18 protein-coding genes and 1 pseudogene are annotated in these 20,507 nt (G+C 74.7%); 14 read left to right on the forward strand and 5 right to left on the reverse strand.

Annotated features, from left to right (window positions below; genetic code table 11):
* Window positions 1-209 precede the first annotated feature (209 nt).
* The 7 genes from ACGH2B_RS00690 to ACGH2B_RS00720 all read left to right on the forward strand — a co-directional run bounded on the left by ACGH2B_RS00690 (window position 210) and on the right by ACGH2B_RS00720 (window position 6,850).
* Window positions 210-1,193, forward strand: coding sequence for a MerR family transcriptional regulator (locus ACGH2B_RS00690; protein WP_399082321.1), 984 nt, complete (start codon window positions 210-212; stop codon window positions 1,191-1,193).
* Window positions 1,194-1,269: 76 nt separating this feature from the next.
* On the forward strand, window positions 1,270-1,929 hold the full coding sequence (locus ACGH2B_RS00695) for a Crp/Fnr family transcriptional regulator (RefSeq protein ID WP_399082324.1): 660 nt from the start codon (window positions 1,270-1,272) through the stop codon (window positions 1,927-1,929).
* 303 nt (window positions 1,930-2,232) lie between these two features.
* Window positions 2,233-2,613 carry a hypothetical protein gene (locus ACGH2B_RS00700; RefSeq protein ID WP_399082327.1) on the forward strand — a complete coding sequence of 127 codons (381 nt, stop codon included), beginning with the start codon at window positions 2,233-2,235 and terminating at the stop codon, window positions 2,611-2,613.
* The gene (locus ACGH2B_RS00705) at window positions 2,603-4,675 is read left to right on the forward strand and encodes a hypothetical protein (protein ID WP_399082330.1); all 2,073 of its coding nucleotides are present in this window, start codon (window positions 2,603-2,605) and stop codon (window positions 4,673-4,675) included. The genes ACGH2B_RS00700 and ACGH2B_RS00705 overlap by 11 nt, the downstream gene beginning before the upstream one ends.
* A gap of 13 nt (window positions 4,676-4,688) precedes the next feature.
* The gene (locus tag ACGH2B_RS00710; protein ID WP_399082333.1) at window positions 4,689-5,417 is read left to right on the forward strand and encodes a hypothetical protein; all 729 of its coding nucleotides are present in this window, start codon (window positions 4,689-4,691) and stop codon (window positions 5,415-5,417) included.
* Window positions 5,414-5,686: a DNA-binding protein gene (locus ACGH2B_RS00715; RefSeq protein ID WP_399082336.1), complete on the forward strand. Its 273-nt coding sequence runs from the start codon at window positions 5,414-5,416 to the stop codon at window positions 5,684-5,686. Before ACGH2B_RS00710 ends, ACGH2B_RS00715 begins: the two co-directional genes overlap by 4 nt.
* A 66-nt stretch (window positions 5,687-5,752) precedes the next feature.
* Window positions 5,753-6,850: a hypothetical protein gene (locus ACGH2B_RS00720; protein ID WP_399082339.1), complete on the forward strand. Its 1,098-nt coding sequence runs from the start codon at window positions 5,753-5,755 to the stop codon at window positions 6,848-6,850.
* Window positions 6,851-6,965: 115 nt separating this feature from the next.
* On the opposite strand, the gene ACGH2B_RS00725 is transcribed toward ACGH2B_RS00720, so the two are convergent.
* From ACGH2B_RS00725 to ACGH2B_RS00745, 5 genes and pseudogenes are all read right to left on the reverse strand, one after another.
* A complete protein-coding gene (locus ACGH2B_RS00725) occupies window positions 6,966-8,066 on the reverse strand; it encodes a C45 family autoproteolytic acyltransferase/hydolase (protein WP_399082342.1) in 1,101 nt (366 codons plus the stop codon).
* Window positions 8,063-9,706, reverse strand: a complete 1,644-nt coding sequence (locus tag ACGH2B_RS00730; protein ID WP_399082345.1) for an amidohydrolase — start codon at window positions 9,704-9,706, stop codon at window positions 8,063-8,065. The genes ACGH2B_RS00725 and ACGH2B_RS00730 overlap by 4 nt, the downstream gene beginning before the upstream one ends.
* Before the next feature lie 46 nt (window positions 9,707-9,752).
* Window positions 9,753-11,198: a purine-cytosine permease family protein gene (locus tag ACGH2B_RS00735; protein ID WP_399082348.1), complete on the reverse strand. Its 1,446-nt coding sequence runs from the start codon at window positions 11,196-11,198 to the stop codon at window positions 9,753-9,755.
* Between the two features lie 205 nt (window positions 11,199-11,403).
* Window positions 11,404-11,754: pseudogene (locus ACGH2B_RS00740) on the reverse strand (hypothetical protein); the annotation flags it as partial.
* Window positions 11,755-11,847: 93 nt separating this feature from the next.
* Complete coding sequence (locus ACGH2B_RS00745; protein ID WP_399082351.1) at window positions 11,848-12,402, reverse strand: heme-binding protein; 555 nt, start codon at window positions 12,400-12,402, stop codon at window positions 11,848-11,850.
* Window positions 12,403-12,744: 342 nt separating this feature from the next.
* Here ACGH2B_RS00745 and ACGH2B_RS00750 point away from each other — a divergent pair, with 342 nt between their 5' ends.
* The 7 genes from ACGH2B_RS00750 to ACGH2B_RS00780 all read left to right on the forward strand — a co-directional run bounded on the left by ACGH2B_RS00750 (window position 12,745) and on the right by ACGH2B_RS00780 (window position 20,463).
* Complete coding sequence (locus ACGH2B_RS00750; RefSeq protein ID WP_399082354.1) at window positions 12,745-13,980, forward strand: sensor histidine kinase; 1,236 nt, start codon at window positions 12,745-12,747, stop codon at window positions 13,978-13,980.
* Window positions 13,977-14,615: a response regulator gene (locus tag ACGH2B_RS00755; RefSeq protein ID WP_399082357.1), complete on the forward strand. Its 639-nt coding sequence runs from the start codon at window positions 13,977-13,979 to the stop codon at window positions 14,613-14,615. The genes ACGH2B_RS00750 and ACGH2B_RS00755 overlap by 4 nt, the downstream gene beginning before the upstream one ends.
* Window positions 14,616-15,006: 391 nt before the next feature.
* Entirely contained in the window at window positions 15,007-16,308 is a 1,302-nt protein-coding gene (locus ACGH2B_RS00760; RefSeq protein ID WP_399082360.1) for an amidohydrolase family protein, read from the forward strand.
* Window positions 16,309-16,513: 205 nt separating this feature from the next.
* On the forward strand, window positions 16,514-17,740 hold the full coding sequence (locus ACGH2B_RS00765) for an amidohydrolase (protein ID WP_399082363.1): 1,227 nt from the start codon (window positions 16,514-16,516) through the stop codon (window positions 17,738-17,740).
* A gap of 461 nt (window positions 17,741-18,201) precedes the next feature.
* Entirely contained in the window at window positions 18,202-18,606 is a 405-nt protein-coding gene (locus tag ACGH2B_RS00770; RefSeq protein WP_399082366.1) for a VOC family protein, read from the forward strand.
* A 117-nt stretch (window positions 18,607-18,723) separates the two neighbouring features.
* Entirely contained in the window at window positions 18,724-19,848 is a 1,125-nt protein-coding gene (locus tag ACGH2B_RS00775; protein WP_399082369.1) for a hypothetical protein, read from the forward strand.
* A 54-nt stretch (window positions 19,849-19,902) separates the two neighbouring features.
* On the forward strand, window positions 19,903-20,463 hold the full coding sequence (locus ACGH2B_RS00780; protein WP_399082371.1) for a DinB family protein: 561 nt from the start codon (window positions 19,903-19,905) through the stop codon (window positions 20,461-20,463).
* The last annotated feature ends 44 nt before the right edge of the window (window positions 20,464-20,507 follow it).

Raw genomic sequence — 20,507 nt, forward strand, 5'->3', positions numbered from 1 at the left:
CCGTGGATGGTGAGCCTTACGTGCCCACCGAGGCTCCCACGGCGCCACGCCCGCACCGCCTCTGACCCCCCTGTCTCCACACTCCGTTGACAAACGCGGCGGCGCCGGTGGCCGAGAAACCGGACTATGTCCGGACGCGCACCACCGCACCGCCCCGGCGGCCCGTCCGGGTTGCACCTCCACCCACTGGAGACTCGACGATGGGCGCCATGGACGGAACGACCCGCTACTCGATCGGCGAACTCTCCCGGCGCACCGGCGTGCCCGTGCGCACCATCCGGTTCTACTCCGACGAGGGGCTGGTCCCGCCCGCCGACCGCACCCACGCCGGCCACCGGCGCTACGCCCCCGCCGCCCTGCGGCGCCTGGAGCTGATCCGCTCCCTGCGGGAGCTGGGGATCTCCCTGGCGACGATCCGCCGGGTGCTCAGCCATGAGCTGCCGATGGCGCAGGTCGCGGGGGCGCAGGCCGACGCCGTCGACGTGCAGATCCGTGCCCTGCGGCTGCGGCGGAGCGTGCTGCGCGCCGCGGCCGCCCGCGGCACCGGACCCGAGGAGACCACCCTGATGCACCGGCTCACCCAGCTCTCCGCGGCGGAACGCCGCCGGATCGCCGACGACTTCCTGGACGCCACGTTCGGTACAGGGCGGGACCCGGACGCCGCGGCGATGGTGCGCACCGCACTGCCCGACCTGCCCGAGGACCCGTCCGCCGAGCAGGTCGCCGCCTGGACCGAGATCGCCGGACTGCTGGACGACGCGGACTTCCGGGAGCGGATGCGGCGTTCGGCCGGTCATCAGGCGTCCGGCCGGCCGCTGCCCGTCGAGGCGCTGGCCGGGGACGAGGTGACGCGGCAGGTCCACGACGCCCTCGCCGGGGCGCGGGACGCGGAGCTGGACCCGTGCGGCGCGGAGGGGGCGGCGCTCGCCGGCGCCCTCGTACGGCGGTTGGCGGCGGCGTGCGGACGCGCGCCGGACGCGGCGTTCCGTGCCGGGCTGACCGAGCAGTTGGCGGTGGTGTGCGATCCGGACGTCGAGCGGTACTGGCGGCTGGTGTGGGCCGTCAACGGGTGGGCGGTGCTGCCGCGGTTGGTGCCGGTCCACTCCTGGTTCCTGCGGGCGCTGCGCGGCACGGACCGGGACCTGTCCGCAGACGGTCCGGGCGCGGCCGGCGACGGGCCGGGGGACGCGTAGGGCGGGAGAGCCTGGCCGGTGAGGGGAAGCGGGGATTCCGCCCCTGCGGCGCCGGGCGTTGCTCTAGCGTGATCGCATGAGCGAACAGTTCGGCGCCGCCTTGGCGCATGTCCTGCGCGATCTCGTCCCGTCGGAGGCGTGGGCGGCACTGGCGGACCATCCGCGGCGCCGCCATCCGGCCGGGACGGTCCTGCTGCGGCAGGGCGACTCCGGAACACATGTCTGCGCGCTGCTCGGCGGCATGGTGAAGGTGGTGCGGACCGACGCCGACGGACGGGAGCGGCTGCTCGCCTTCCGCGGCCCGGGCGAAGTGCTGGGCGAGATGGCGGTCCAGACCGGCGGACTCCGGCTGGCGGATGTGCGGACTCTTAGCGCCTGCGAAGTCGCCATCGTCCCGGCGGACACCTTCCACCGTTTCGTCAAGCGGTACGACCTGGCGACGCAGTTGGCCGCGTACGCGGTGAACCGGCTGCGCGAGCAGACCCAGGCGTCCGAGGGCGCCATCGAGCAGCGGCTCGCGGCGACACTGCTGCGCCTGGTCGAGATCTGCGGTGCGGACACGTTCTCCCTCACCCGCGAGGACCTGGCCCAGCATCTCGGGGTGAGCCGCAACTCCGTCACCAAGGCGCTGACCCGTTTCGGCCCGCAACGGGTGCGGGCCGAACGGACGCGTATTCATGTGGTCGATGCGGTGTATCTGCGCGGGGTGGCGGTGGGGTGCGCGTCCGCTCCCTGATTTTCCGCGCAAAAGGCGCTCCGTTCGGTGACCTACGGCACCGAGTGGGGCGCCTTTTTACGTTCCCGCACGCCGGACCGTTTTTCGGAATTCCCTGTTCCGGAATTATCCGGCCCTTTTCTCTCCCTCTCGAAACGTTTTCCCCGCAGCCTGTTCGGATGCCGGTCCGCACGTTCGGAATGTGGGGGTGACCACGCGTTCCGTGCACCGCGGGAGCGGACGGCGCATCCGGCGTACGGGAATCTCGGATTGCCAGGAAATGCCGGTCATCACGAGGCCGGCCGAATCCGTCCGGGAGGGCATGTGCGGGAGAGCGAAGAGAAGAAAGAGCATCAGGCGTGGGAGGACGGCGCGGGGCAGGCGCTCCTCGGTGCAGGAATTCTTGAGGTGTTGCGAGGTGCGGGCGCGGTCGGTTCCGGAGTGGAATCCGAGGCGCTGTCCGAATTTCTCGGCGCCCTCCAGTGGGTGGCCGACGAGGTGTCCGCGCGCTCGGAGGCGGTGCGGTCCCCGGCGGCCGCTCCCCCGGAATCCCCGCACCTCACGCTGCTCAGCGCCGAGCGGGGCAACCTCAACGCCGGTACGGTGCGCGGCGGACAGCATGTGACCGGCACCGTCCGCTCCATCGCGGAGCGGACGCCCCGGCGGCGCGGCGGCCGGAGCCGGGGGACGCGCGATGACCGCTGATGCCGCTCCGTACGGCGGACACGACGCCCCGCACCGGACGGACGACGGCGCCCTCGATGTGGCCCAGGCGATGCTCCGTAGCCGGCTGGTCGTCCTCTCGGCGCCCGGCGGCACCGTCAACACCGGCCTGGTCTACGGCGATCAGCGGCACGGATCGGTCACCGGGGACGGGTCCGCGGAGCCGATGCGGCAGGGGCCGGTCCGGGCCCGGGAGCTGGCGGTGGTGCGGGAGCAGTTCGCGCCGCCGCCCGGGTTCGCGCCGCTCCCCGAGCCGCCGGACGGCCCCGCGCTCCTCGCCCTCGTCGGGGCACCGGGCACCGGACGCCGGACGGCGGCGCTGCGACTGCTCGCCGGTGACCGGGCGGACCCCGCGATCGTCCAGGTCGACGGGTCGGTGGACTTCGCCCGGTGGCGGCCCGGGCCGCAGGGGGCGCACGGCTATCTAGTCCGGGAGCCCGGCGATCCGCACACACTCCGGCCATGGGAACTGGCCGATCTGGAAGAGGCGTTGACGGAGGCGCGGGCCCGGATGGTCCTCGTCCTGTCGGACCGGCCCGGCCTCGTCCGCTTCCTGACGCAAGATCTCGGCGTGCAGGTCAGGCGCCATGAACCGCCGCGCCCGGAGGACGTCTTCGCGGCGCATCTGCGCCGGTGGTGCCCGGACGGGCACGAGCGCACCCGGCGGCTGCGGGCGCTCGGTACGCGGTTCCGTGCCGAGGCGCTGCCCCAGGGGCTGCCGCCGGGGTACGCCGCGCAGGTGGCGGAAGCCGTGGCGCGGGCCGCTCCGGGGACGGGGCGTGCCGCGTTGCTCGGCCGGCTGGCCGCGGCCGAGGCCCCGGAACTGCTGGCGCGCGCGGCGGCCACCCCGGAGGTGCTGGCCATGCTGCTGGCGGTGTGCGTGTACGGCGGGCTGGACGGGGCGACCGTCGCCGAACGCGCCGCGGATCTGCTGGCGGCGGGGCTCGCGGAGGAGTGCGGGGACGCGTCGCCGGGCGGAGCCGGTGGCCCTCGGGCCCGGGAACCTTGGCACCGGCCCACGGCGCCGCAGGGGCGGGACACCGTACGGCGGCCGCCCCTGAGCGAGGTGCTGCCGCGTATCGGAGCACGGGGCGGGGAAGCGGAGCCCGTCACGTTCCTGTGGCCCGCCGTCGGTGAGGCCGTCCGGGACGTGGTGTGCCGGGAGCACTCCGGGCTGCTGCCGCTGCTCCACCGCTGGCTGGGCGGCGCCGGTCCCACCGAGGTGGAGGCCGAACGGGCCGGACGCGCGGTAGCGGGCCTGGCCGTCGGGTCCGGCGGCCGCACACTGCCGCTGGTCCGCCGGCTCACCCTCGCGGAAGGCGGACCGGGCGCCGATGTCGCCGGCTGGGCGCTGGGCGTCGCGGCGGAGGAACCGGTGGTCGCGGACTCCGTACGGGAGCTGCTGGCGGAGTGCGCCGCGGCGTCCGGGGCCGCACCGCGTACCGCGCTGGCGTACGCCTGCCGGCCGGAGCGGGGCGGCGGCATTCCGGTCGGTACGGCGCTGCCGCTGCTGCACCGGGCGGTGGCGGGGCGCGGGAACGGCGACGCGGAGGTGGCTGTGGCGCCGGCCGTGCGGGAAACCGTGCGGCGGCACTTCGCGGCGGCGGGCGCGCGGGACCGTGCCTGCCTCGTGCGCCACCTGGCGGAGTGGGCCGCGGCCGAGGACGTACCGGCGCTGCTGGCCGCGCTCTGCGTGCCCGCGCTGCTCTCCGGCGCTCACGCCTGGTTCGGCGCCGAGGTGGCGGCGGGCCGGCGGACGGCCGCCCGGCTGGTCGCCCTCGTCCGTCATGCGCTCAACGAGAGCGTGGCGTACCCGGCGATGCGGGACGCGCTGCTCGTGTGGTGCCACTGGGCGCAGGAGCGGCCCGAACGGCTGGCGCAGGCCGAGGAGTTGTTCAACCGGCTCGTCGACGGCCGCCAGCCCGGCGTGCTGCGCCTGCTGCTGTCGGTCGAACGGGGCGGCGTCGCGATGCCCGTCCCCGATCTGGCGCGGCGGTCGCTGGCCGAGTGGCGCCGCAGGTACCCGTCGCGGGAGACCGCGTGAAGGAGAGGACGGCATGGAGGAGGTAGCAGTGACGGCGTACACCCCGTGGTCCGGTCTGTTCGGGGCCGTCGAGCGGTGGTTCGCGGACGAACGGAACGGCCCGTGGCAGCCGCTCGACGGCGGGGACGGGCCGCTCACCCCGGGCGAGGCGCGGGCAGTGCTGTACGACCGGTCGGCGAACGCGGCGGTGCGGGCCGAGCTGTGGCGTCAGGTCGCGGCGCGGGCCCGGGCGGACGCCGACGGCAACGGCTGGCGGCTGGTCGCGGTGTGGCTGGCCCTGCCCGGTCTGCGCGGGACCGTGTTCAAGGTCTCCCGGCGTTTCCGGGCGGACCGGCAGGACCTCGCGTCCGAGCTGGTCACCGGCTTTCTCACCGCACTGGCCGAGGTCGGCCCGGCGACCGCCGACCCCGGCGACGTCCTGCTGCGAGCCGTCTGCGGCCAGGCGTGGGACCTGGCGCGGCGGACGCTGCGGGAGCGGCCCGTCGAGGACGTGGACGTCGCCGCGCGGTACGCCCCGGACGACGCCTGGCAGGCGGAGTTCGAGGCGCCCTGGCACCCCGGCGACCGGGAACTGACCGCTTCCGTACGGATCACCGTGCCCGCGGAGCGCGCCGAGGGCATCCGCATCGGGGCGCTGGCCCAGGAGTGGGGGCTGGCCGGCACGGCCACCGAGGCCCGGCTGCTGCGCCGGGGCCGCCGGGTCGGGGCGTTGTCGCTGCGCGGTGGCGGGAGGCGCGGATGAGCGAGGAGCACCGGACGCCCCTGACGTTCCGGGAGATCTTCGACCTGCCGGTCAGCGTCGATCTGAAGACCGCGTGCCGGGCGTTCGGGATGCATCCGGACACCGGCTACCGGCTCATCGCCCGGCATGACTTCCCCTGCGAGACGGTCCGCGTGGGGCGCCGCCACCGCGTGGTCACCGTCGTGCTGCTGCGCGCCCTGGGCATCGAGGAACGGCCGGTCTTCGAGGACGAGATCGCCGACGGCGTGGCACTGACGCTCTTCGACTGAGCTGTCCGGAACGCGGCGGGCGGTGGCGCCGCCCGCCGCGTCACCCCTTTTTCCTGAAGGAGACACATGATTCCCACCTGCTTCGTGATCGCCCCGGAGGACCCGGCGGGCACGCCCGGCCCGTCGGGAGCGGTGTCCGCGCCGTCCCGCTCGGCGCTGTTCCGGGAGGAGGTCGTCCGCCCGGTCTGTGAGCAGTTCGGGCTGGCCCTGCTGCCGGCCGTACCCCTGCCCCGCGTGGCCACCGACGCCGTGCTCCGTCATCTCGTCGAGGCGGACGTCGTCGTCGCCGATCTCACCGGGAGCAGCCCCGAGGTGGCGTACGCACTCGGTGTCCGGCACGCCGTCAAGCGGCCCGCCATCCAACTGCGGGAGGCGGGCACGGCACCGCACGGGTCCGAGCTGTTCCCGGCCGTCGAGTTCCCGGGGCTGTCCGCCGGAGTGCCCGCGGCGCGGCGGGAGTTGGCGGCGGCCCTGATGGCGGTGGTGTCCGCCCCGGTGGGCGGCCCGGTCGGCGGCGGTGCCGCCCCGGAGCCCGGGTGGCCGCCGCGTCCGGGGGCGGACGGGGGTGACGCCCCGGGCCGTGGCGGGGACGGGCCCCAGGAGGCGGCGGAAGCCCCGGGGTACTTCGATCTGGCCGTGGCCGCCGAGGCTGAGATGGAGGCGGTCACCGGGGACATGGCGGCGATGGAGGCGGCCATGGCCGATCTCGCCGCGATCTCCGAGCTGTACGGCGGGGATCTCGTCACCGCCGGGCGGCCCGGCAAGCCGATGAGCGCCCAGTTGACGGTCATCAACCGTTTTGCCAAAGCCATCGAGGGCCCGTCCGACGAGTTGCAGGCGGCCGCGGTGGCGATGGCCGAGCGGATGGACGTGGCGATCGGCGCGATGGGGGCGTTCCTGCGGTGGTTCGGTGAGACGCCGCGCGACGAGTGGCCGGCGGGCGTGGACGACCAGCTCGATGAGGTGATCGCGCTGGGCCGGGAGATCCGGGAGTCGACGGACGGGCTGCGGGAGGTCCTGCCGATGCTGGAGATGCTCGGAAGTGTCAGCCGCCGGCTGCGTGGTCCCAGCCGGAAGATCGGGGCGTCGCTCCGGACGCTGTTCGGCAGGGTGAGCGTATTCGAGGAATGGGAGGTCACGGCGAGGGCCCTGAAGGAGCGCTGAGCCGTGCGGCCCGGGGCGGACGCGCCCCGGGCCGCACGGGGTCCGGCTCCGGGCCCTGCCTCGGCTCAGCAGGAGTGCAGCGTCCCGGCCGGGCCGCTCGGGCGGCCGCCCGCGGCTACGCGCGCATCTCCCGCCACCCCCGCTCCCCCGCGTCCGCCGGTGTTCCGTCCAGGATGTGGGCGGTGCGGGTGGCTGGTTCGAGGAGGACGGTGGCGAGGCTTGCCCAGCGGTGGCCTTCGGGGAGGGTCATGTCGGGGAGGCAGGTGAGGGGGGCCTCGCCGGGGCCGGAGATGAGGAAGGGGACGAGGCCGGCGGGGGACGTGGGGGGTCCTGTTTCGGCCAGGCGGGTGCGGAGCAGGGCGTAGCGCTCGCCGGAGTCGGGCTGGTAGAGCCAGGTCTTCTCCTGTGCGGCGGGGACGGGGGTGAGGAAGTGGTTGGTGCGGACGTAGGTGCCGCCTTGCGGTGCGACGGGGAAGACGCCGTCGGGGCTGAGGTCGAGGAGGGCGGCGTCGGTCGGGTCGAAGAGGGTGAAGGAGCCCGAGGAGGCGAGCGGGGCGCCGCGGATGATCTCGACCGCTTCGGCGACGCTGCCGGCCTCCTCCAGGACGACGGCGGCCAGGACGTGCATGGGGACGCCGCCGATGCCGTCGCGGCGGTGGCCGAGGATGTTGAAGTGCAGGGCGAGGCCGGCGCTGTTGACGCCGATCTTGCCGAGGATGCCGTGTTCGGTCAGGCCCACCACGTCGTGGCGTCCGCCGCGGGATTCCAGGGTGTGCCAGAACGGGTTCAGCTCGACGTGCCAGTCCCAGGTCTGGATGCCGAAGGTGCGCGGGGCGCCGGTGTCCGGGTCGGTGAAGCGGCGGACCAGTGTGGAGCATTCGCCGGGCGGTACGGCGTTGCTGCGGGCGAGGATCTCGGTGCGGGCGTTGAGGGCGGCGACGGTCAGCGGGTCGGTGCCCGCGCCGTGGGCGATCCCCTCGATCTGGGCGCGGGCCGAGGGCCGGAACGCGTCGACGGCGTCGAGGGCGCGGGCGGCGTCCTCGCGGACCTGCCGCGGGGAGATGCCGCCGAGCCGGAAGAAGCGGTCGTACCCGGCGATGCCGCCGGGGAGGGTGTCGCGCAGCCGCACGCCGCGCAGACGGCCGCGTTCGAACGGGTCGGGGGCGGCGGCGGTGAGGTGGAGGCGGGTTTCGGGGCGGTCGATCGGCGTGGTCACGGGCGTCCTCCGGCGGGGGCGGGGTGGTGGAGCAGGTGGCCGCCGACGGCGGTGGCGAGCACCGGGTTGGCGGCCTGTGCCGCGGGGTCGAGGGTGAGCGGGTTGGCGGCGAAGACGGTGAGGTCGGCGAGGTGGCCGGGGGCGATCCGGCCGAGGTCGCCGGGGCGTCCGGCGGCGACGGCGGTGGCCCGGGTCATGCCCGCGTACGCCTCCCGGGCGGTGAGCGCCTGGCCGGGCTGGACGGGCGCGGTGCCGGGGGATTCGACGGGGCGGCGTAGCTGGCAGTCGGCGAGGGCGACGCGGGGGTCGCCGGGGCCGATGGGCCAGTCGGAGCCGAGGGCGACGACGGCGCCGTGGGTGAGCAGGTCGCGGGTGCGCCAGCCGCGGGCGGCGCGGTCCGGGCCGATCCGCCGTGACCAGGTGTCGTCGCCGTCGGCGCGGGTGTGGCGGGTGCCGTGGACCGGCTGGAGGCTGGCGACGACGCCGAGGTCGGCGAAGCGGCCGAGGAGGTCGTCGGGGACGGACTCCAGGTGCTCGATGCGGTGCGGGCCCTGGGTGGCGGGGCCCGCCGCCTCGATGGCGTCGAGGGCGACGCGGACGGCCCGGTCGCCGATGGCGTGGGTGGCGGTGGCGATGCCGCGGCGGGCGAAGAAGCGCACGGCGCGGCGGTAGGCGTCGACGTCGCGCCAGAGGGAGGTGTCGTTCTCGCCGTGGGTGTCGGGGTGGTCGAACCACGCGGTGCCGTTGTCGGCGGTGCCGTCGAGCATGAACTTGACGCCCTCGACGTGCCAGCGGCGGCCGTGCCGTCCCTGGAGTCCGGCGGCGGCCTCCCAGACGTCGGGTCCGGAGTCGGCGGCGACCAGCGGGGAGCAGCGGATGCGCAGCGGCAGTTCGCCGTCCTCCTCGATCCGGCGGTAGACGGCCTCGCTGGGGTCGGTGAAGTCCATGGCGTGCAGCCCGGTCAGACCGCTCGCGGCGAGGAGGCCGAGCTGGTGGCGTACGTAGCCGGCGGCGGCGTCGACGGTGACCTCGGGGTAGTGCGCGAAGACCAGGTCCATGGCCTGGAGTTCGAGGACGTAGCCGGTGGGGCGGCCGTCAGGTCCGGTCTCGACGGAGGACTTGTCGCTGAAGGTCTCGCGGCCGGTGAGCCCGGCCAGTTCCACCACGCGCGGGCTGACGACGAGGGCGTGGGCGTCGCGGGTCATCAGAGAGATGGCGCGGCCGGGGAAGCGCTCCTCGAACACGGCGCCGTGCGGGGCGCCGGGGAAGTGGTTCAGGTCGAGGTCGTAGCCGGTGATCCAGGCGTCGGCGGGGCTCTCGCGCAGGGCGGCGGCGACGGTGTCGAGGACCTCCGCCAGGCTGCCGGCGCCGGAGAGGTCGATACCGCTGCCGATCTCGACGGAGCCCCACACCGGGTGGGCGTGGGCGTCGGTGAGGCCGGGCAGCAGGGTGGCGCCGGGGAAGTCGTGGATCTCGGTGGCGGGACCGGTGTACGCGGCGGCCACCTCGTCGCCGCCGACGGCGACGACGCGTCCGTCGCGGACGGCGACGGCCCGGGGCGGGGCCGTCCCCCCGGCGGGTCCCGGTGTGTCGGCGAACGTCTCGACGTGCGCCACGCGGACAAGGACATCGGCGTGCATGGGGAGCCTTCTTCTTCGTGGGTGGTGCGGGGGTGCGGGGCCGGGGTCAGGCGGCCGGGGCGGCGTTCGCGGCGGGGTGCCGGGAGCGGCCGAAGGCGGTGTGGACGGCGGCGGAGACCAGCAGTCCGGCGAGGAGGGAGAGGTTGGCGCCGCCGCACAGCGCGGCGACGGGGCCGGTCCAGAAGCTGGTGCTGACGCAGAGCACCCCGGCGACCGCGCCGGCGAGGAACGCCGCCACGCCCGCGCGGTTGACGCCCGCGTCGTACCAGAAGGGGCTGGTGCGGCTCTCGTCGAGGAGGGCGCGGCCGTCGTAGCGGTTGCGGCGGACGAGGATGTCGGCGGCATAGACGCCGACGGCCGGTCCGGTGACCACCACGACCAGCTCCAGCATGGTGTTGACGCTGGTCAGGAAGTCGAAGACGAGGAGGGCCCAGAGCGTCATGGCGGTGGCGAGCACGCCGATGATGAGGACGGCGGGGATGCGGCCGAGGCGGACGCCGATCGACTGGAGGGTGAGTCCGGCGCTGTAGGCGGTCAGCCCGTTGTTGGCGACGGTGTTGCCGACGACGGCGATGACGAAGAGCGGGATGAACCACGGGGGCAGGATGCCCTCCAGCGCCCGCTGCGGATCACTCATGTCGAGGCTGGTGGCGGCGAGCGCGCCGACGGCGGTGAACAGCACGCTGGGCAGGTACGCGCCGAGCGCCGTCCAGCCGGCCACCGCCACCGGGCTGCTGTCCCGCGGCAGGTAGCGTGCGAGGTCGGGGCTGTTGCTGTACGAGAGCGGGGTGGAGGCGATGAGTGCGAAGCCGCCGGCGAGGGTGACCCACAGCGCGCCGCCGTGCAGGGCGTGCCCGGGCCGGTACGACCAGTCGGTGTGGCCGATGACGTATCCGCTGACCACCACGAACACGAGGGTCAGGGCGACGCTGAGGACGGTGTAGAGCCGGACGATGGTGGCGTGGCCGTAGACGGCGACGACGAGGGTGGCGGCGGCGATGGCGCAGATGATCACGGCGTCGGTGACCGGGCCGCCGGGGAGGCCGAGCTGTCCGGCGAGTCCGATGCCGGCGACGGAGGCGGCGGACCAGTTGAGCGCCAGGTAGGCGGCGGAGATGAGCCAGCCGGTGAGGGCGATGATCACCTTGTTGCCGACGATGCCGTACATCGCGCGGGAGATGACGGAGCCGGTGGTGCCCGCGGCGGGGCCGCTGACGGCGAGGACGCCGGTGAGGATCCAGAGCAGGTTGCCGGTGGCGATGACGGCGAGCGCCTGGCCGAGCGTCAGGCCCATCAGGACGAGCGACGCGCCCACGACGAGGCTGAGGTAGCTGACGTTGGGGGCGGCCCACACCGAGAACAGTTCCCGGGGGCGGCCGTGGCGTTCGCCGTCGGGTATGTGGTCGATGCCGTGGGCTTCCGGCTTTCCCGCCCGGTCCGCGGTCGTGGCCGCGGGTTGCCCGGCGGTGGCCGTCAGGTCTCTGGTCGCCATCGCGTCCTCCCAAGAAGCACCAACAGCCTCATCGCTATTGGTTGCGTGCCCAATACGGGGGATCCAATAGCGCCGAGCGGCGCGACGTCAAGGGTTCACCGGCAAGACACCTGTCGGACGACGGAATCCGTTGCGCCCCCGCGGGGGCCGGTTGCCGCGCGGCCTGTGAACGCGCGTGGCGCCCGCACCCTCGAAACGGGACCGGCCGCCCCCCTTCGAACGGCAGCAGCTTCCCGTCGGACGGGCGGACGGCCGCGTGGTGCGGCTTCAGGCGGGAGCCGAGCCCGCCCTCGGAGCCGTAGGGGGCGACCTCGGTACGGCGGGTGCGCGGCGAGCCGGGGGCCACCGACCGTCACGGCGAAGGAGTCGTGGCCGGTGACATAGCCCGCGCGGCCGTCGGCGGAGACGTCCACGCCGAAGGAGCGGCGTCGGCGGCGCCGGTGGATCTCGGGCGGGCGTCGATCACCTCGACGGTGCCGGTGGTGCCGGGCCGGTTGACGCCGACGCACACCTGACGGCCGTCCGGGGCGAGGGCGGCTGACGGCCGTCCGGGGCGAGGGCGGCGCGGAGGGCGAACCGGCGGCGCACCGTGCGGGGGCGTGGTGCGCCGCCGGGGTCCGGGCGGCCGTGCGGCCGGGGGACGTCGGCCTTACTCGGCCAGTGCGGCGGCGCCCGCCCGCGCGAACGTCTCGTCCTGGTCGCCGGAGGGGGCGCCGGCGACACCGATACCGGCGACCGGCGCACCCTCGGCGGCGACCGGCGCGCCGCCGGCGAGGAAGAGGGTGCCGGGGATGTCCTTCAGCGTCGGGGCGCTGTCCAGGCGCTTGACCAGCTCGGAGGTGGGGGCGTTCCAGGAGACGGCGGTGTACGCCTTCTTGACCGCCGACTCGTAGGACTGCGGGCCCGCGCCGTCGCCGCGCAGGGTGACGAGGGTGTTGCCGTTGCGGTCCACGACGGCGACGGACACCTTCTGGTTCGCCTTCTTCGCGGCGTCCAGGGTGGCCCGGGCCGCCTTGGTGGCGGCGTCGACGGTCAGGTGGGTGGAGTGCGTCAGGTTCCCGGCGGCCGCGGCGGCCGCGACCGGCTTCGCGGCCGGGGTGGAGGCGGCGGCCGACCAGGCGCCGACGCCGCCGATGACGAGGGCGACGGCCACGCCACCGGTGACGACGCGGGTACGCCGGGAGACCTTCTCGACGTGCTTCATGGGATCAACTCCGTGGATTCACAGGGATGGTGAGGAAAGGCCGGGCGGGAAGGGCCCGGGTGCCGCGGTGACGTTCCGGTCGTCCGTTCCGGTCGTCGCCGGTGCCGCCGGGGCCGCTCCCCCGCTTCCGTCATCCATCCTGGTGCCGCCCGCCGCCGCCCCCCGTCGTCGTACCGGCTCGCCCCGGCGCGCGGGTCGATGGACGGGCGGGTCGGCCGATCGGTTGACCCGCCCCGGCCGCGGCGGGGGAACAATGGGAGACCCGCCCCGTGTCCGTGCAGCTCACAGGGCGGATACGGACCGGCGCGGAGGTCGCCGGCGGCGGCAGGAAGGCGGTGCGCGGTGGGCGCGAGTGAGCGGGTGCCGGACGGCGAGCCGGACGCGCGGCGGCCGGTGGCCGTCCTGCATGTGACGTTCTTCCTGCTGCTCGGTTCGTCGCTGGCGCGGTTCGTGCAGCGGCACGCCGGGGAGGCGCACGCGCCGTGGGTGCTGGCCCTGGCGGCGGCACTGGCGCTGCTGTACGTCGCCGGGGCCGGGCGGGGCGGACCGGCGGTGCCGTCGCTGCCGCCGGGCACCCGGGTGCCATGGCCGCCGGCGCGGCGGCTGGTGTGGCTGGGCGCGGTCGTCGTGGCGTGGGCGGTGCTGGTGGAGATGGCACCGAGCTTCGGCTGGGTGGCGGTGCCGCTGTTCTACGCGGCGCTGCGCACCCTGCCGCCGCCCGCCGCGTACGCGCTGGTCGCGGCCTTGACCGTCTTCGTGATCATCGCGCAGTTGACGCTGGCGAAGCGGTTCGACCTGGATCTGGTGATCGGTCCGGCGGCGGTCGCCGCGTTCGCCACGGCGGTCTTCGCGCAGTTGCAGCGGCAGGCGGCCCGGCAGCGGGCGCTGATCGACGATCTGCTCCGCACCCGGCGGGAGCTGGCGGCGGCGGAGCGGCGGGCGGGCACCCTCGCCGAGCGGCAGCGGCTGTCGATGGAGATCCACGACTCGCTGGCCCAGGGCCTGTCCAGCCAGCGGATGCTGCTCCAGGCGGCGGAGCGCACCTGGGACGCGAACGCGGCGAAGGCCCGCGGCCACGTCCGTACGGCCGCGTCGATCGCCGAGCACAACCTCACCGAGGCGCGGCGCTTCGTCCAGGATCTGGCCCCCGCCGATCTGGCGCGCGGCGGCGGGCTGCCGCAGGCGCTGCGGGCGCTCGCGGAGCGCGGCGGCGACGGCCGGCTGACGGTCCGGGTGCACATCGACGACGCGGGCGGGGTGGAGCTGCCGGAGCCGGTGCGGGCGGCGCTGCTGCGGATCGCGCAGGGCGCGCTGGCCAACGTCCGCGAACACGCCGGTGCGCGTACCGCCGCACTCACCCTGACCGTCCTGGACGATCAGGTGGTCCTGGATGTCGCCGACGACGGCCGCGGTTTCGATCCGGCGGCGCTGCCCGACGTGCCGTCCGGGGGACGCGGCCACGGCGTCCCGGCGATCCGGGCCCGGGTCCGCCGGCTCGGCGGGACCCTCACCATCGAATCGGCGCCCGGCGAGGGCGCCGTCCTGACCGCCGCGATCCCCCTGGAGCAGCCGCAGTGAACACCACCCCGTCCCCCGTCCGGATCCTGCTCTGCGACGACCACGCGGTCGTACGGGCCGGATTGCTGGCGCTGCTGGACAGCGCGCCGGGCATCGAGGTCGTCGGCGAGGCGGGCACCGGCGAGGAGACCCTCGCGCTCGTCGCGAAGGTCCGCCCCGACGTGGTCTTGATGGACCTCCAGCTCGGTGACGGAATCGACGGTGTGGAGACCACCCGCCGGCTGACGGCCGCCGCGCCCGCGCCGCATGTGCTGGTGCTGACGACGTACGACACGGACGCGGACATCACCCGGGCCATCCAGGCGGGGGCGACGGGCTATCTGCTGAAGGCGGAGCGGCCCGAGGAGCTGTTCGCGGCGATCCGCGCGGCGGCGCGGGGCCGCACCGCGCTGTCGGCGCCGGTCGCCGGCCGGGTGATGGCCAACCTGCGGCAGCCGCGCCCCGCCCTGACCGACCGGGAGCGGGACATCCTGGCCCAGCTCGCCCAGGGGCTGGGCAACCGCTCCATCGCCAAGGCGCTCTTCATCAGCGAGGCGACGGTCAAGACCCACCTGGGCCGGATCTACGACAAGCTCGGCGTGGACACCCGCGCCGGGGCGGTCGCGGTGGCGAAGGAGCAGCGGCTGCTGCCGTGACGTGCGCCGGGCCGGTCGGGATCCCGGATCGGCGAGATGTGCCGCGCGCCCGGCGACGGGGCTCGGCGCCTGCCCCGTACATCGTGTCGGGTGCGCGTACGGGTGCGCCGGGCCGTTCCCTGCGGCGGGCACCCCTGGCGGACGCGGGAGGGCGAGGGAGGGCACCGCCCGGGAGTGCGGCGGCCCGTGCCTCCGTCCGGCATACCGAAGCCGCGACCGGCGGCCCCCGCCCCGTTGCCCCGGATCCGAGCGACCGGCTGGTCGCCCTCCGCCGCTTCGTCGATCTCCCGGACGGCGGACCTTGTCGCACCCCACCGCTTTGGTATACCAATTGGGCGATCCGTTGACCGGCCGCCGTGCCGCAGGTCAGAGAACGCCGAAGGAGCCCGCCATGTGTGTCGAGAACGTGCCGCCCCCGTCCAGCCGGGTCACCCGCCGCGGTGTGCTCGCCGGGGCCGCCGCCCTCGCCGGAACGGCCGCCGCCCTCTCGGCCGCACCGGGCGCCGTCGCCGCCCCGGCACGCGGCACCGGGCGCGGGCCGGGCACCGGCGCCGGACCCGCCGGTGACCTCGTCGTCGAGGGCGGCACCCTGCTCGACCCGGCGACCGGCGAGGTCACCGAGAACGCCGTCGTCGTCATCCGCGACGGCGTGGTGCGGGCCGCCGGCGCCCGCTCCCGTACCGAGGTGCCGGACGGTCTGCCGCGGCTGGACGCGCACGGCCGCTGGGTGCTGCCGGGCCTCATCGACGCGCACATCCACCTCAACACCGCCGCCGAGGCGCGGGACGCGGTCCGCAAGGGCGCCACCGGCGCGCGCAGCGGCTCCACCAGCTTCTACCAGGACATCGCCGTACGGGAGTTGGCCCGCCAGGCCCCCGAGCAGGCGCCCCGGCTGCGGGCGGCGGGCATCTTCGTCACGCCCGACCTCGGCGACACCGTCCTCGCCGACCCCGGCCTCACCCCGCTGGCGCGGCTGAAGGACGGGGTGCGTTCGGCGCAGGCGCTGCGCCGCGTCGTGGAGGTCAACCTCGCCCGCGGCGCCGACGTGGTCAAGACGCGGGTCAACGAGCGCGCCGGACTGCCCGAGCAGGACCCGCTGACGCAGGTCTACTCGTACGAGCAGCTCACCGAGATCGTGACGGCGGCGCGGCGCGGCGGCAAGGGCGTGCTGTGCCACAGCTACAGCGAGCGCGGCTGCGACGACGCGGTGCGGGCGGGCATCCGCTCGCTGGAGCACGGCGTGTTCGTCGGCGAGCGCACGCTGCGCGACATGCGGCGGCGGGGCACGTACTTCACGCCGACGATGACCGCCATCGCCGGGATGATCGGCGACCCGGACCCGGTGCTCGACGAGCGCGGGCGGACGTACCTGCCGGTCCTCAAGGCGGCCGTACGGACCGCGCACGAGCTGGGCGTGCCGCTGGCGGCGGGCACCGACTCGTCCGGCGGCCAGGTCACGCCGATCGGCCGGGAGGTGGAGCTGATGCACGCGGCGGGCCTGCCGGCGCTGGACGCGATCCGCACCGCCACCACCGGCGCCGCCCGGCTGCTCGGCATGGAGGGAACGGCGGGCCGGCTCGCCCGCGGCTTCGCGGGCGATGTGCTCGTGGTGGACCGCGACCCGCACACCGACCTGTCCGTCCTCAGCACGCCCCGGCACGTCGTACGCGCCGGCCTGCCCGTCAAGGTCTGACCTGGGCCCGGCCGGGCGAACGGCGGGACGCCCCCGGCGCCGCCGGGAAGGGATCCGCCCGGCCGGCCGCTCCGGATCCGCCGCCCGCGCCCCGGCCGGGCGGCGTTTTCCCCCATGTGCCCCGGGCCGCCCGGCCGGGCCCCACCGGCCGTCCGGCACGCCCCAGCCGCCCGGCCCGACCCACCGCATCCGTCGAGGAGTTGACATGACGCCCCCGCCCACCGACACGTCCGGGCACGGCGCCGGACCCGCCGAACGCCCGGTGGTCTTCCGGAACGTCCGGCCCTTCGGGGCGCCGGAGCCGGTGGACCTCACCGTCGCCGGTGGCCTGATCAGCGACCGCCCCGCGCCCGAGGGCGCCGAGATCATCGACGGCGGCGGCCGGATCGCGCTGCCCACGCTGGTCGACGCGCACATCCACCCCGACAAGACGACCTGGGGCGGGCCCTGGGAATCGCGCCGGGCGGCGCGCTCCCTCGCGGAGTTCGCGGCGCAGGACGCGGAGCTGTTCCGCCGCCAGGACCGCTCCGTCGCGGAGCGGGCGTACGGGCTGATGGCGCACGCCGTCACCCGCGGCACCCGGGCGATGCGCGCGCACGCCGACGTCGCCCCCGCGTACGGCCTGGCCGGGGCGGAGGGCCTCGCGCGGGCCCGCGAGCGGCTGCGGCACGCCCTCGACGTGCAGATCGTCGCCTTCCCGCAGCACGGCGTCCTGCGGACACCCGGGACGGCGCGGCTCCTGGCGGAGGCGGCGCGCGCCGGTGTGGCGGACCTGCTCGGCGGGATCGACCCGGCCGGTTTCGACGACGCGCCGGAGGAACAGCTCGACCTGGTCTTCGGCCTCGCCGACCGCTACGGCGTCGGGCTCGACCTCCATCTGCACGAACGCGGTGACCAGGGCCTGGCGTCGCTCCGCCGCATCCTCGACCGCACCCGGGCACTGTCCCTGCACGGCAAGGTGACGATCAGTCATGTCTTCTGTCTGCCGGGCCTGCCCGAGGCGGAGCTGGCGGCGATCGCCACGGAACTGCGCGAGCTGGACATCGCGCTGACCACCGTCGCGCCCAGCGGCGCCCTGGTCCTGCCGATCGCCCGGCTCACCGCCCACGGCGTCCGCGTCGGCCTCGGCTCCGACGGCGTCCGCGACTCCTGGAGCCCGTTCGGCAACGCCGACATGCTGCACCGCGCCCATCTGCTGGGCCAGGCCCGCGGCGACCGCCTCGACGCGGAACTGACGTCCTGTTACGAGACCGGGGCGCACGGCGGCGCCGACGTGGTGGGCCTGCCCCGCGCCGACCTCTCCCCCGGCTCCCCCGCCGACTTCCTGCTGGTCCACGGCGAGTGCGTGCCGCAGGTCGTGGTGGATCTGCCGGCCCGCGACCTCGTCGTCCGCGGTGGTCGGGTCGTCGCCCGGGGCGGCGTACTCGTCTGATCCGAAGAGCCGGTCCGTCCGGCGCGGCCCTTCCCCTTTCCCCTCCTCGTCCGAAGAGATGGCCATGACCCCGGCCCTCACGACATTCGGCGCCGGTCCGGGCGGCAGCTTCCTCGCCCTCATGAGCAGCGCCACCGCCGGCGTCCCGGCGCGGAACTCCGGTATCGCCTCGGCCGGCGCCAACTCCGTTGAACGAGTGGGTGGTTCGACCGGTTCGGCGGTCTTCCACACCGGCGCGGCGAGCGCGGCCGCCGCCTTCGCCGGGTCCATCCGGGCGGCGGCCCCGCACGGCTTCCCCACCGCTGCCCGGTATCCGCGACGTGAGCCGGGCCGCCGTTCCCGTCCGTCAATCCAGGTTGACGGGCGAGAACGGCGGCCGCTACAGTCCGCGGCGGCATCGCGTGCTGGTCACCGTCCGGGTGAGGCATGGAGGTGCGGGGACATGCCTTCGGAGGCATTCCATGCAGGTCGAACTGAATCACACCATCATCCACGCCCGGGACAACCGGGCATCCGCCGCGTTCCTCACGGAACTGCTGGATCTCGAAATCACCGCCGAATGGGGCCCGTTCGTCGCGGTCGCGCTGGGCAACGGCGTCACCTTGGACTTCGCGACCGTCCCCGCCGGTGACATCGCCCCGCAGCACTACGCCTTCCTCGTTTCCGAGGAGGTCTTCGACGCGGCGTACGCGAAGATCACGGCGCGCGGCATCCCGCACCAAGCCGATCCGCGCGGCGAACGCCCCGGCGAGATCAACCATGACGACGGCGGGCGCGGCGTCTACTTCCGCGACCCCGCGGGGCACTTCATGGAGCTGCTGACCGTGCCGTACGGCGGTTGGCCCGCGGCCCAGGCACCCGCCTGACCTGAACTGCCCGATGGGCCCCTCGGTACTGCCCTCGGGTACCTGGGAAAGCGGTTCGCTCCGGTGTATCCAGGAGTTTCAGCCGCCGATCCTGGGCGCCCGAGGGAAGAGAGAGCAGTGCGGACACCGGAGTACGACAAGGCCGGCGAGGGGCCGAAGGCCCGGCAGGCCACCGCGGGCAGGGCACCCGCCACGCACCCTGAGCCGCGGCGCTCCCTCCCGCAGCAACTGGCCCAGTTGCAGCGGAGCGCGGGCAACGCGGCGGTGACCCGGGCCCTCGGCCGGACGGATCACCCCCTGCACCGGGGACACCGCCCCGCACCGGCCACCACCCCCGCCGTCCAGCGCGCCCCCGCCGCCCCGGCGAATCCGCAGGAGATGCTGTCGACCGGGTACTGGGAGCGGGCGGCGGGGGTGACAAAGCCCGACGGCTCGGCGGATACCGATCTCAAGTCGAAACTTCTCGATCTGGACAGCAAGAAGCAGGCGAATCCGAAGGCCAAGGGGAAGAAGGGCGCCAAGCAGGAAAAGGCATCCCCGGGGCGCACGAAAGACGCCATCATCACGGAGACCGGGCCCGCACTGCTGAAGCAGCTCTCCGAAAAACCTCAGAACTCCGGCAGGATGGAACTCTTCCGCTCCATGTCCGTCGAGGAGGCCGAGGGCCTCCTGACCTATTGGGGGAAATCCGAGGAGCGGCAGAAACTGACGGATTACATTGCCAGCGGCCAGGGAACGGGCGGGGAGTTCAACAAGCGTCACCAGAGCATGGTGTTCGGCAGTCACCTGGGTGACCAGGAGCAAGCCGACACCTACTACGCGCGGAAAGGCCCGGCGTACGAGGTGCAGGTGAAATTCACCCTGAAGCCGGGGGCCCACGAGGAGCTTTTCAAACCGGATTACACAGCCCTCGCCCAAGGGTACGACAGTTCCCTGATCCGCCACGCGCACAAAGGTGAGAAAAATTCCCACCCGAATGCGGAGCAGAGCGAGGGAGCACTTTCGGGCTACGTGGGACTGAAGCCCGAACAGCACGGCCCGTTCAGCCTGGGCATGGCGGTGAACAAGAAAGACCGGAAATCCCCCACCCCGAGCCATCTGCTCTTCCAGTTGTTCGTCGAGAACGTCTCCCTGGTGAAGGGCAAGACCAAAGAGATCGAGGAGCACCTCAAAGCGATTTCCGCGCCGCCCGCCCCCGCGCCCGCCCCGGCCCCGCAGCAGAGCGCCGCCCCGGCTGCGTAGCTCCCGGAAAAAATCCGATGGCGGTCCGGGTCGCCGCGGGACACCATTCCCCGCATGACTGACGAACCCGCGCGCTGGACCCAGGCCACGGTCCACCCCGACATGTGGGCGGACCCGGACGACGACCCCCGCGAGCACACCGGCCCCGCCCCGGAAGGTGAACTCGCCACGCTCCAGGACTACTTGACGGCCTATCGGCTCACCCTGCGGATGAAGTGCGAGGGGCTGCCACCGGAGGAGCTGGCGCGCCGTTCGGTACCGCCGTCGACGATGTCGCTGCTCGGGCTGGTGCGGCACCTCGCCGAGACGGAGCGGGACTGGCGCGGCTGGATCGGCGACGAGCCGCCGCCGGCGAAGCTGTACGGCGCGCGGGACGCGGACTTCGACGGTGCCGTCGGTGAACAGTCCGTGGTCGACGCCGCCTACCGCGATCTGGAGCGCGAGCAGGAGGCGACCGACGCGGCGCTGGCCGCGCACCCGGACCTGGGTGAGCGGGTGGGCAAGGACGGCATATCGATCCGGGAGCTGCTGGTGCACCGGATCGAGGAGTACGCCCGCCACTGCGGCCACGCCGATCTGCTGCGCGAGTGCGTCGACGGGCGGGTGGGCCAGTAGCCGGGGCGCTCCCGGCGGGGTACGCGCCGAGGGCCGCACCCCCG

Origin of the sequence: Streptomyces sp. BBFR2, from assembly GCF_044497305.1 — a bacterium.
Taxonomy (GTDB): domain Bacteria; phylum Actinomycetota; class Actinomycetes; order Streptomycetales; family Streptomycetaceae; genus Streptomyces.

What these genes read in the sequence shown, in the direction of transcription:
- ACGH2B_RS00690 (WP_399082321.1), top strand. Translation starts at nt 210, where the DNA reads ATGGACGGAACGACCCGCTACTCGATCGGCGAACTCTCCCGGCGCACC.
- ACGH2B_RS00695 (WP_399082324.1), top strand. Translation starts at nt 1,270, where the DNA reads ATGAGCGAACAGTTCGGCGCCGCCTTGGCGCATGTCCTGCGCGATCTC.
- ACGH2B_RS00705 (WP_399082330.1), top strand. Translation starts at nt 2,603, where the DNA reads ATGACCGCTGATGCCGCTCCGTACGGCGGACACGACGCCCCGCACCGG.
- ACGH2B_RS00710 (WP_399082333.1), top strand. Translation starts at nt 4,689, where the DNA reads ATGGAGGAGGTAGCAGTGACGGCGTACACCCCGTGGTCCGGTCTGTTC.
- ACGH2B_RS00715 (WP_399082336.1), top strand. Translation starts at nt 5,414, where the DNA reads ATGAGCGAGGAGCACCGGACGCCCCTGACGTTCCGGGAGATCTTCGAC.
- ACGH2B_RS00720 (WP_399082339.1), top strand. Translation starts at nt 5,753, where the DNA reads ATGATTCCCACCTGCTTCGTGATCGCCCCGGAGGACCCGGCGGGCACG.
- ACGH2B_RS00730 (WP_399082345.1), bottom strand. Translation starts at nt 9,706, where the DNA reads ATGCACGCCGATGTCCTTGTCCGCGTGGCGCACGTCGAGACGTTCGCC.
- ACGH2B_RS00735 (WP_399082348.1), bottom strand. Translation starts at nt 11,198, where the DNA reads ATGGCGACCAGAGACCTGACGGCCACCGCCGGGCAACCCGCGGCCACG.
- ACGH2B_RS00745 (WP_399082351.1), bottom strand. Translation starts at nt 12,402, where the DNA reads ATGAAGCACGTCGAGAAGGTCTCCCGGCGTACCCGCGTCGTCACCGGT.
- ACGH2B_RS00760 (WP_399082360.1), top strand. Translation starts at nt 15,007, where the DNA reads ATGTGTGTCGAGAACGTGCCGCCCCCGTCCAGCCGGGTCACCCGCCGC.
- ACGH2B_RS00765 (WP_399082363.1), top strand. Translation starts at nt 16,514, where the DNA reads ATGACGCCCCCGCCCACCGACACGTCCGGGCACGGCGCCGGACCCGCC.
- ACGH2B_RS00770 (WP_399082366.1), top strand. Translation starts at nt 18,202, where the DNA reads ATGCAGGTCGAACTGAATCACACCATCATCCACGCCCGGGACAACCGG.
- ACGH2B_RS00780 (WP_399082371.1), top strand. Translation starts at nt 19,903, where the DNA reads ATGACTGACGAACCCGCGCGCTGGACCCAGGCCACGGTCCACCCCGAC.